This window comes from Bacillus sp. FSL W8-0640 (genome assembly GCF_038007725.1).
GTDB classification, from domain to species: Bacteria; Bacillota; Bacilli; order Bacillales; family Bacillaceae_G; genus Bacillus_A; species Bacillus_A cereus.
Window position 1 is genome coordinate 2,954,764 of sequence record NZ_JBBOXT010000001.1, and the last position, 12,117, is coordinate 2,966,880.

Genomic DNA, 12,117 nt, shown 5'->3' on the forward strand with positions numbered 1-12,117 from the left:
CAATTAATTTGTAAACGGTTTATATAATGGATTCTTAGCAGCTGGCCTCATTTGGGGACTTATACTTGGAAACAATCCCATTGGTTATATGATTCAATTATTTTTCATCATTTGTGTGGGGTAGCAGCTATTTTCTGAGGTCTCACATCCAATAAATCAATTATCATAAAACAAGGACTTCTCGCTATTTTAGCGTTGCTTGCCCTTTTATCTGTCATATAGAACTAAAGCTTTTCAATAAAGGAACTCCCTTTTGAAGAATACGCCATTCTTTCTGTAGATTTATAAGAAAGAATGGCGTTTTTGTATGTCTATTTCTGTATCGAGAGAATTTGAAAGTATAACAGAATTCAAACAAGAATTAGCAAAGTATATAAAGTACTATAATCATGAAAGAATCAAGGAAAAATAAAAGGGAATGAATCCGGTATTGTACTAGGCTCATTCCCTAGAGGCTACTTAACAAACCGACCTTTCTAACTTTCGGGGACACAGTCTAGTTGAAGTGCTACAAGCAACGAATTTACTATTTTAAAGTTAAGTGTTTAACCTTGAAGTATTTAATTCTTTTTTCCAGACAAAGCATACATTATATCTTGATGCTTTATTGTCCTCTTATAATTATGTGGTATCGGGAATTTGTTTCGTTGTTCTTTTATTATAATTATGATTACTATAAGTGATAAAGCTACAGGTATAAAAACGATTAACAAAGCATCTTAATGTTTATGAAATTCTTTGTTAATCGTTTCTCTTCTCCCTAATCTCCTGCGAGACTATATTTTTTATTAAAATTTCCCATATCTTATTTGATTTATTCTGTGACACCAGATTGGGTTACTTTTACATCAGCTGTTACACGAAAACGTAAATCTTTATAGGATTCTTCCCATTCTTGACTGTTCCATTTTCTTACGTGAGTTCTACCAAGCTTTCTAAGTCCTATAGGATCTGTGTCTTTTTTAATAAATCTCTTTATCAATGTAGTTGCTTTTTTTTCTATTTCTTTTTCCATAATTTTTTCTAATTTTTTTATTTCTTTAGGATTATCTAGATTTTTTGTTTTTGTAAATTCTTGAATTTCAGCTTTAACTTGAATATGAGCATTTACGAATGGATGCTTACTATTCCCCTCCATCTTATATTTTGTTCTAGCTTTTATATTCTCTATCGTAGCGTAAGTATTTGAAGAACCAGGTAGTTTGAATTGGTATGTACCTTGTTTAAAATTATCTGTCAACAATTTAAATACAAATAAATCTTTAGGGTTCACTTTATCAACCATTTTACATCTTTTAAAAAGTGCTATTCCATCTAACTCCAACACGTTACCTTTTTTAGATATTATCGGTAAATAGGAATCTCTCGCATCATCATTAAGTTGGTTTAAAAACATAAAAAAATTTGTTTTGGGCTGCGTTCCATTGTCCATATTTTGCTCCAGTAAAGAGGATAGATAGGAAGCAATTTCTTTTTCTTTAGAATAGTTCCCCTTTAATAGTGATTCCCCTTTTACATTTGTAATTGCTAAATAAATTGCATTTCCTACACTAGGATTTCGGTTCAAAGTCTCTAAAATTTCCTGCATTCCCTTTTCAATTATTTTTTCATTAAATATAATAACACGCAATTGCCCCAACTCTAGAGGTCCAGAAGATTTTTCGGATGCTCTTGCAAGAACTTCTCTACCAGTCTGGCCTGATGCTGAATAGATTTTTGTTTCACCTTCCCCGCCTCCTTTATAAGCTGAAATCGCAAAGGTTCCTTTTAGCTTACCTTCTGCTTCGGTATCATATGCCGCAACTTGAACTAAGTCAATGTCATCCACAATTTTCGTTTTAGCACAACCTATTAAGAAGACACTTAATATAAGGAAAAGTATCCATCGCTTCATGTTTATCTCCTTAACTTTATTTTAGCCGTTTGAATTAGCCATAGTACAGGTAGGTATACATATATATATACAAAGCCCATTTGACCTGTCCAAGTATTTAATAAGTTAATTTTATTACGATTATTCAAGAAAAATGATAAAACAAAGATGAATAGGATGATAACTGGCAAAACATATTTTTGCTTTATTCCCAGTGCCTCTTTTATACCACGACTTACTCCCCATAATGTAAAGGAAACATTGGGTAATATAAAAAAAGCCCAAACAGAAACAATAATGTATTCAAACCGCTCTATAAAGGGAAATTGTATAATTTTAATCATGCTTAAATATGCCCATATCGCACTCGCTAGTTGTTTTTCACTAAAAAATGCAAGAGTTAAAATCATAAGGTATGTGTAGACAATAGTCGTTACTAAATTTGCATAGTGCGCATATTTTTGAGACGTTTTTGCCTTTTTAATAAATGGGTAGTACAGCAATAACATTTCAAATCCAAAAAAACTAAACATATTTCCTTTCATTCCTTTCATAATTTCTAGGAATGAATGCTGTGCAATTGGAAATAAATTCTGGAAATCTGCATACTGCAAAGGATAAAAAAATGTGAAGATTAGAATGCTTGGGATAACGATTCCAAAGAAGCCGATTCCGGCAACTACACGAAATCCTCCAGTAACAATGTAATAACATAGACCCAAAAAAGCCCCTGCTATAACCCAAGATGAAATTGAAGGAAACATCCAAACATGTACTACTTCGATATAAGTATGTAGTGTTGTTGCACCTAACAATACAATATAGGATAAAAAAATGAAGTTGAGCAATCCACCAATCCATTTTCCAAGTACGTTTTGATTGATTGCAATGATGTCTCCATTACCCTGATTTAAAATCTGATATATGATCCAAATCATAACATTAACAGATATTCCAAAAAGTAGCGTGCTAATCCACGCATCATTTCCAACTAATTTTGCACTAATCCTTTCAAAACCAAGCATACCAACTCCCAACTGTATAGTAATAATTAAAAAAAATACCATATATGGCGAGACTTGATACTCAATTGGGATCTGTTTCATAATGCTCCTCCCTGTTAAATTCAATCATCAAAATCATTTCGTGATATGATTTTATTTTTCTCTACCTCTTCTGGATTAAAGCGAAAACGCTGTTTAGACCTTGAAAAAATAGGACGTCGAAACATCGCTGAGATTGGCATACGTATAATGCTGTCTTTCCAATCTGTAGGACGTGTAGGATAAAAAGGGAACAAATAAGGACGTCTTAATGATTCTGTACGTAATAAGCGTACTAAAAGGAAAGAACTTGTTAAAACAATTCCTAATAAGCCCAATAGGTGTGCAGATATTATAAAAGGAAAACGAATTACTCGAATTGTATTACCAATTCGATATATTGGTGCTGTAAATGAACTAAGAGCTGAAAGTGCAACAATGATAATAAGTACGTTACTTGTAAGACTTGCTTCTACCGATGCTTGTCCAATTACAATACCACCTACGATACCGACAGTTAAACCCACTTTAGTTGGTAAACGTGCCCCTGCTTCTCTCAGTAATTCAATCGTTATTTCTAAAAAAAGTGCTTCAATTAATGGAGGAAAAGGTACTTTACTTCTCGATATAATTAACGTTTCAAGAAGTTCTTTTGGGATAAGCTCGTAATGATATGTTAAGATCGAGACATATAATGGCGTCGTTAAGACAGAAAATATAAAAGCAAAAAGCCTTAATAGACGAAAAAAAGAGGCTATAATCCAAGGCATGGTGTAATCTTCTGTCGTAGAAAAAAAATCAATTAATGTTGTTGGAAGAGTGATGGCATAAGGCGAGCCATCTACAAAAAGTGCAATTTTCCCTTCTGCTAATACAGCTGCCACACGGTCCGGACGTTCTGTATTCAAAAATTGAGGGAATATAGAATTTGGGTTGTCTGCAATTAACTGCATCAAATAAGTACTATCCAAAACATGGTCTGTTTTTATTTGACTTACCCTTTTTATAATTTCTTGTAGATTTTGATCATTTACAATTCCCTCAATAAATACAATCGCAACAGTTGTGTTAGAGAGAGAGCCTACTTTCAATTCCTTCATTTGTAAATAAGGTGTTGGGAGCTTTCTACGTACTAAATTTAAATTTACATCTAAATCTTCGACAAATGCGATTTGCGGACCCACAATATTGTATTCAATTTCAGCTTTTGTAATATCCCTTTTTTCTTTCTTTGACACATTTACTAACAAACAATTTAGTTTATCTGTATCGAACTGAATAAGTATATAGCCATTTAAAATACTATCCTGAATATCTTCAATTTGATTTGTTATTTTTGAATTTTCAAAGGGTAAGACAGACCGAATATCTTGTAATGAATCGCAGCTCTTCTCTTTTATATAAGTTAAAACCTCTTCATGAAATATATTTACATCGATTAAGGTTCTAAAATATGAAATGACTATAGAGGATTTGTTTGAAGCGATCTCCAACGTTATAAAATCTTTAGATTTTTTTAGTAATTGCATTAATTCCTGCAAAGATTTTATAGAGTGAACAGGTACTTTTTCATGTGGTTTCAATTGATAATACCCTTCCTTTCAAAAAGAACCTATATATAGTTTTTAGAAATTTCTATTTTAAAAATGAGGGATATTTATATGTCAATATGCTCATTAAAAATAATGCCTTTTTAACTAACTTAACCAAAATTAGTTAAAAAATGTATTACAAGTAAAAATTTGAAATATCTCTAAGAAAAATTACAATATTAAAAACATCCTTTCTTTTGGTTCTAAAGAAAGGATGTTTTTATAACAGGCTTTTTCAAGTGTCTATTCTATAGGGTACATTTACCAGTGTTCTTCTCTTTATTATTTCATTAAGTAACATTAGCATTACATTTTGTATGGTTTCTTAAAAAATTTCAGTAAAAGAACATATTAATTTTGAAGTGTACAAATAGGGAGAGTGACTTCAACTGTAGTTCCCTTATTCACTTCACTCTCAATAAATACCTTTCCCTGATGTGTTTCAATGATTTTATAACAGATCATTAACCCTAAGCCAATCCCCTCTTCTTTAATACTATAAAAAGGTTCTCCGAGGTATGGTATACGTTCTTTTGGAATCCCACACCCTTGATCGATAAAACGAATACTTACTTGATTATTATCAAGTATATTTAATTGAATGAGAATTTCTCCTCCCATCGGCATAGATTCAATTGCATTTTTTAATATATTAACAAATACTTGCTTTAATTGATTTCCTTCACATGAAATCAATGGAATACCAGGGTTAAGATCGATTCTAATTTTTATATTATTCATCATTGCTTGAGGTTGTAGTAGCATTAAAACTTGATCCATTAGCACACTAATATCATTAGGTTTTATTTTTACCACCTGTGGTCTGGCTACCGCCATAAATTCAGTTGTAATACTCTCTATACGCTCAATCTCTGATGATACTATATTTATATAACCTTGATTATTTTCATTTTCCGTTGATTTTAGTAATTGCATGAACCCTTTCATTGTAGTTAATGGATTATTAATCTCATGAGCCATTACAGTCGCTAATTGTCCTACAACAGCAAGTTTTTCAGATTTTCGTAATAATTCTTCTGTTTTTAGCCGTTCAGTGATATCACGAGAAATACTTAGGAAAACTTTTTTACCATTTAAGTTAAAAACACGAACACTAAACTCAGTTGTTATTACTTTTCCTGTTGGAAAAACATATTCATCTTGCAAAGTGAAGGAAGTTTGTCCCTTTTCAATTTTTTCTAATAACCTTACGATTATTTGAGAATCTTGTGGTACTATATTTGAAAATGATAATGAGAGCAACTCTTCTCTACTATATCCAAATCTTCTACACCCAACAGGGTTTACCTCAATAAATCGACTTGGAGCATTATCTTCATTCAGCTCTACTACATATACCGCATCAGTTGCTTGTTCAATTAGTGCACGGTACTTCATTTCACTATCTCTTAATTGCTGGTGTAATCGATGTCGTTCTCTTTCTGCTTGTTTTCTTTCAGAGATGTCTCTACATATTGCTGATAAAGCTATCACATTTCCTCTTACATCTAGTATAGGAGAAACTGTCAGACTGACATCAAGAAGACTCCCATCGCTCCTTTGTCTAACAGTTTCTAATCTAGTAACCACAGATTCACCTGTTAGAATTTTCTGAATATTTTTAAGCGATTCTTCCATTAAAAAATCTGGTACACAAGGTAATCTCTTACCTATGATTTCTTGTGATGACCACCCAAATATCTTTTCATAAGCTTTATTCGCTTGTAAAATATGCCCTTCTCGATCAGAAATGGTAATAGCATCTAGATTGTGCTTTATAAATGATTCCAATAATTCTTTGGTAGCGCTTAATTCTGATTCTACCTTTTTCCTTTCGGTTATATCAACTGTAGAACCAACAACTTCAATAACTTGTCCATTTCGTTTAATCGGCCTAAGCGCAATAAGAATAATAGTTTTATCATTTGGCCAAGGTAATTCAAATATAATTTCTTTTCCTTCCCATGCCTGAAGATAGTACTTCATCAATTGTGGAACTAAATGTGGAGGAACAATAGAAGCATCAATAGTACGTAAGCTTTTTCCTACCACCTGTTCAGAATAAAATCCGTTTTGATAATAAAACTGTCCATCACATAAAGTGTGTATAAAGTGCTTACCCACTTTTTTAAATTTAAAAATTCCTCCTTGAAGCTCATGTACGGTATCTGCAAGTTCTTGCTTCGATTTTTTTAATTCTCGATTCATTTTAGATAAGTCCTGTGTTAAATAATACAATCTCTGGTAGGCTTCCATAAGAAATAGCCCAATTAAAAGTCCTAACGCTATATATAATAAGCCTCCTGTGTAAAGTAATGTAGTATTAAATAATACGCCAACTAACCACTTTATTCCAATAAAAACAGAAAAATATAACGATGCACTTTTAAAAGGATGTAGTTTTTTAAAATAAGTTTTAAAGGTAGAAAATAGAATCCCCATACCTAAATAAGCAATCACAGGAGGTTCCCAGTACCCTCCTGTGTAAAAGATACGCATTACAATTATGCTAATTAACGTAATCCAACCAGCAATACGACCAAAGTAAATAAAAGATAGAATAAGAGGAACAACTCGAAGATCGTAGGAAAATCCCATGTATGGAAAAGAAAAGAACATTAACGTAACTGCAATAATCCCTCCATAGAGCTTTTCAAAATATCGACTAGAATTAATTGTAAACACTTGAATAAATATTGCTGCGCTAACTAATAAAGAAAAAATAGAAAGGTTGATGAAATAATCTTTAATAATCATGTAATGTCCCTCCTTGCATTAAGTGTATTCGACAAAAAAACTAAAAATCCTACAAATTGTATAAACAGTTCAAATGCATAAATTTTAAACTAGGATAAAATCTAGAAAAGTAAATACGGAGCACAGCAGATGAGATATTTTAATGAAAAATAGTTCAAAAAAGATAATAGTAACCGTTGACTACTATTATCTTTTTTCTTTAATTTATCGTAATATGTCTGAAACTCTAAGGGACGTGGTATGTCATTTCATCAAACAATGATTATATGCTGAGTGATGAATATAGAAATTTCAGCAGTAATTTTTGAAAAATAACATAAAAAACAAAACTATCTTTAAAAATGGAAAAAAACTATATAAATGTCAACTAATCTATGTACAAAAACGTTCACTTAATTTTGCATAAAATCACTCAACTTAGGAAGCTAAGTAGTTCTTCAAGGTCGATAAGAACACCTGTAGATGCTTCAGGATAACTACATAATTGTATGAGTAATGTACTTGAAACCTTTCGGTAAAACCATACACATAAGACAACTAACCCCTTGGTTCAATATTTACTTTTTCGCTGAACAAATTCTTTTTCTTGAGCAAAATATTCTAGGATATAAGGAGATTTTTCAATTAACTTGTTGTCTAGTTTATTGTCCAGCTCCAATTACTTCGTTACTTTCAGATTCAGTTCATTATATTTTGTACTTTGTCTTTATACACAACATATTCTTTACCATCCACTACTGCTACTACCGCAAATTCATCATTTGGATTGAATGAAAGCCAATCAGCCCACATGTTAGTATTAGCCCCTCCACTCCACATATTATGAACAGTGTTTTTAGTTAAATTCATAACTTTATAAGACGCATTTGGCGCATTTGTTCCAGTCTTTATTTCAAAAGTGTATGCGTTATGAATTTTTTTATAAAAGTAGAAAACGTTTGATGGACGAAGCTGATTCAAAAAATCCTGTTCTTTTTTCTCTGCAATTTTTATCCCTTCTTGCAAAGTGACAACATCTGTTTTTAATGTTTTCCAACTGTTTTTCGCTGCATTCAAGCTAGGGGTTAAGAATTTATATTTATTTTGATCAGCTTTTTGATCAGCTTTATCAATATGTCCCAGTACACCCGAATATTGAGAATCTAAATCCTCCCATTGCGTAGACATATAAGTAAGAGCAGTGATAGCACTATCAAGCATACTATGCATATCACTAATATTATGAAATGCAACTCCAACTACACGATTCAATGTTATTTTATAATCTACAGTCTGACGCAATTTTTCTAATTCAGGTTCTAGCCAACCTAACTTACCTCTTGCATCACCTATCATTATGCCACCAGCAATCAAGGTTGGAATAAAGGGGATTTTCACCATGTCTAAGCCCTTAGATTCTATGTCTTTCTGATATTTTACTTGTCCTAAAAGGTCCTCTAGACGCTTTTGGTCAGCCTCCACATCAGCACCTTGGTTTTTTAAAATCGATTGCAATGTCTCTTTATGACTTCCAAATGTTCTAACATCTTCTCCAATAGCATTTTTTAATTGAATTAATTCTTCTATTAATGCTTTTGCAGACTTTTGATTTTGTTGAATTCCTCCCTGTAAATCTATAATCCCTTTTTTTAAAGTATCTCCATTTCCAGTATTGATCGCCTCTACTAATGTTTCATAATAATTTTCAAATTTTGTATCGTATTCTATAATGCCTGTCAATGTATCAAAAAGCTGTTTTTTTACTTGTGTATTCCATGTAACAGCATGTGCTCTTGCATTCTTTTGATCTTGTACAATTTTACTAGGTAAATCTGCATTTCCATTAATAGTTATTCCTTCAAAACTCACATCTGGATTATTAATTAGCAAATAAGAATATTCATTCATAGCTTTTGCAAATAAACCAGCATCTTGCAAAGCTTTTTTCATCTGTTCTTCATTTGCTGAAAGAGACATATTTTCAGTGTTCGTTTGTTCAATTTCAATTGCAAAAGTTTCTAGTGGTATGACTGCATAAGTAGTTGTTATAGTTAAAAATGCTGATACAGCGAGTAGTTTATGAGGGATTTTTTTCATCATTTCGTATTCCTCCTATATAAGGTATGGTTTCAAGTTCTAATCTTATTAAAAAGCGATGTCTTTCAAAATGAGTTCTACATCTTTTATCAGTATCGTTTGAACTTTCTTTAGCAGCCTTCAAATCATTAAGTATTAAAGAAAATGTATATAATCTGCTTCAAATTAACCGATTCTGTTGCAAATTTTAAAAAAGCAATTAAACTACAAGGTTATTTTTTATTCGAATCATACTTATATATAATTGAAAGGCGAAGTCTTTAATGAGACTCCGCCTTTCTGTTATATAAGGATTTATTAATTATTACTTTTCTGTTTAACAGTGTAATCATAGACTTTCTATGTTTTAGTTCACTTTACAACAGAATTAATATTTCCCTATTTTTGTGGAGTAACAGTTTCCACTTTTAATTCCTTTATTCCTTCTTTTAATGTAACAGCATCTGTTCGTAATGTTTTCCAACTGTCTTTCGCTGCATTTAAATTAGGTTTTAAGAATTTAAATTTATTTTGATCGGCTTTTTGAGCTGCATTCTCAATATGCCCTAGAACGCCCGAATATTGAGAATCTAAATCATGCCACTGCGTGGACATATAAGTAAGAGCGTTAATAGCATCATCAAGCGCCTTGTGCATTTCATTAATATTACTGTAAGCAACTCCAACTACACGATTTAAGGTTACTTTATAATCCACGGTCTGACGTAATTCTGCTAATAAAGGCTCTAACTTACCTAAATTATCCCTTGCTACTCCCACTATGATACCGCCAATTATTGGTAGACCCAAAATAGCACCCTTCATTACATTAAACCCATCAGATTCTAATTGTTTATAATAGTTTACTGATCCTAATACTTCTTCTAGACGCTTTTGATCGGCATCAACATCTGCACCTTGATTTTTTAAAATTGACTGCAAGAGCTCTTTATTACTTCCAAATGCTCTAACATCGTGTCCAATAGAGTCTCTTAATTTAGTTAATTCTTCTATTAGTTGTTGTGCATACTTTTGATTTTGTTGAATTTCACCTCGTAAATCTGTAATCCCTTCTTTTAAAGTTTCTCCATCCCCTGTATTAATCGCCTCTATCATTGTTTCATAATAATTATCAAATGTTGTATCGTATTCAACAATACCATTCAATGTATCTAAAAGCTGTTTTTTTACTTTCGTATCCCAAGTAACGGCATGTGCCCTTGCATTCTTTTGATCTTGTACGATTCTACCAGGTAAATCTACATACCCATTAATGGTAATTCCCTCAAAATTCACATCAGGATTCTTAATTAACATATAAGAATAGGCATTCATAGATTTTGCAAATAATCCAGCCTTTTGCAAGGTCTCTTTCATTCTCGCTTCATTTGCAGAAAGTGCTGTATCTTCATTGTTCGTTTGTTCAATTTCACTTGCAAAAGTTGTTACTGGTGAAACTACATTAGCAGTTGTAATAGTTAATAACGTCGATACAGCGAGTAATTTGTAAGGGATTTTTTTTATCATTTCATTTTCCTCCAATTTAGGTTTTAAATTTCAGTTCTACTCCTGTTTAAAAGCAATATCTTTTGAAATGAATTCTGCATCTTTATGAATATCATTCCAACTTTCTTTAGCGGCTTTTAAATCATCTGGTATTAAAGAGAATTTGTGGTCTTGCATAGAATCGATATTATCCAATAAATCTGTATAATTTGCACCCATTGTATTCCATTGCTTTTGAATATTTGTTAGAGACAATATCGCTTGATCTACAGTCTGGTATAAATATGCCAATGTTTCTTTCGCGTTAGTAAGCGAAAGAACTGCTTGATTAGCACGATCTGCTTTCATACTTAATTCTCCGATTTTGTTAGAAATTTCATTATAGGAGTCCATATGCTTAGATGCTGTGACACCAGCCGCTGTTCCTAGACCGATACCAGCTGCACCAAGAGCCGAGAGTCCACCAACAACAGCCGGTGTTGCTGTACCGCCAGTTACAACAATAACTACCGCTCCTCCAATAGCTGCAATAACTAAAATAGCTGCTCCCAATCCACCACCAATTGACCATGCTAATACATCATCAAAATGTTTTTTCTGAGTAGAACGAAGTTGCTCAATTTCAGCTTGAAGTTGTGGAATCGTTGCCTGTTGACCTGCTAATATTGCAGTTAATCCACCTTTCCCATCTGGACCACCAACATTATTTTTAAAATCTATAGAATTTTGATATAGTTTCCCTTTGAAGTCTTGTAGCATCTTAATCACATCTGTAACTTCTTTTGAATTTGTATTGATTGTAGTAATTAAATCATTTATACCCTCTTTTAAACCTGCCTTATCTTTCTTTTGTACAGTTTCTACTAATGTTTCGTAATAATTTTGAAATTGTTCATCGTAATTTACAATATTACGAGCAGTTTTTTGAATCTGTGGCTTCGCTGTATCTAACCAGTAATTCGCATTGATTCGTGACAGCTCTTGATTAAGGTGAATATTTTTGAGCAACTCTCCCCCCTCTGACCCTAAATCGATATTAGATAAATTTACATTTGGTTGCTTAATCATTGTTTTTGCGTATAAATCCATTACTAGAATATGAGAACCTGTTTCAGCCAATGCTTTCTTCAGTCCTTCGGGGCCTAATGCATAATTGCCTACTTTTTGTTCTTGAGCGGTCGTTTCTTGTGCAAATGCATGAATAGTGTTACCGGTAGTAGCAGTTATAACAGTTGCTAATGTAGCTAAAGTTAGTACTTTGAATGGAAATTTTTTCATGACTATTCTCCTT

Annotated in this window: 7 protein-coding genes and 3 pseudogenes; 2 read left to right on the forward strand and 8 right to left on the reverse strand. The window is 32.3% G+C overall.

The window, feature by feature from the left end; translation table 11 throughout:
- Positions 1-16: 16 nt before the first annotated feature.
- Both N2V80_RS15355 and N2V80_RS15360 read left to right on the forward strand, forming a co-directional pair.
- Positions 17-222, forward strand: a pseudogene (locus N2V80_RS15355) (DUF1304 domain-containing protein); the annotation flags it as partial.
- Positions 223-325: 103 nt separating this feature from the next.
- A pseudogene (locus tag N2V80_RS15360) lies at positions 326-412 on the forward strand (IS3 family transposase); the annotation flags it as partial.
- Between the two features lie 125 nt (positions 413-537).
- Here N2V80_RS15360 and N2V80_RS15365 read toward each other — a convergent pair.
- The 8 genes and pseudogenes from N2V80_RS15365 to hblD all read right to left on the reverse strand — a co-directional run.
- Positions 538-668 (reverse strand): annotated as a pseudogene (locus N2V80_RS15365) (excinuclease ABC subunit C); the annotation flags it as partial.
- Positions 669-814: 146 nt separating this feature from the next.
- Positions 815-1,894 carry a Ger(x)C family spore germination protein gene (locus N2V80_RS15370; RefSeq protein WP_000832860.1) on the reverse strand — a complete coding sequence of 360 codons (1,080 nt, stop codon included), beginning with the start codon at positions 1,892-1,894 and terminating at the stop codon, positions 815-817.
- Between the two features lie 2 nt (positions 1,895-1,896).
- Positions 1,897-2,979, reverse strand: coding sequence for a GerAB/ArcD/ProY family transporter (locus tag N2V80_RS15375; protein WP_000809694.1), 1,083 nt, complete (start codon positions 2,977-2,979; stop codon positions 1,897-1,899).
- Between the two features lie 20 nt (positions 2,980-2,999).
- Positions 3,000-4,499 carry a spore germination protein gene (locus tag N2V80_RS15380; RefSeq protein ID WP_000802290.1) on the reverse strand — a complete coding sequence of 500 codons (1,500 nt, stop codon included), beginning with the start codon at positions 4,497-4,499 and terminating at the stop codon, positions 3,000-3,002.
- Positions 4,500-4,859: 360 nt separating this feature from the next.
- A complete protein-coding gene (locus tag N2V80_RS15385) occupies positions 4,860-7,265 on the reverse strand; it encodes a PAS domain S-box protein (protein ID WP_061655839.1) in 2,406 nt (801 codons plus the stop codon).
- A 678-nt stretch (positions 7,266-7,943) separates the two neighbouring features.
- Positions 7,944-9,344, reverse strand: coding sequence for a hemolysin BL regulatory component HblB (hblB, locus tag N2V80_RS15395; RefSeq protein WP_061139116.1), 1,401 nt, complete (start codon positions 9,342-9,344; stop codon positions 7,944-7,946).
- Positions 9,345-9,719: 375 nt separating this feature from the next.
- Positions 9,720-10,847 carry a hemolysin BL binding component B gene (gene hblA / locus N2V80_RS15400; RefSeq protein WP_061655838.1) on the reverse strand — a complete coding sequence of 376 codons (1,128 nt, stop codon included), beginning with the start codon at positions 10,845-10,847 and terminating at the stop codon, positions 9,720-9,722.
- 36 nt (positions 10,848-10,883) lie between these two features.
- The gene (hblD, locus tag N2V80_RS15405) at positions 10,884-12,104 is read right to left on the reverse strand and encodes a hemolytic enterotoxin HBL lytic component L1 (protein ID WP_061655837.1); all 1,221 of its coding nucleotides are present in this window, start codon (positions 12,102-12,104) and stop codon (positions 10,884-10,886) included.
- Positions 12,105-12,117: the final 13 nt, after the last annotated feature.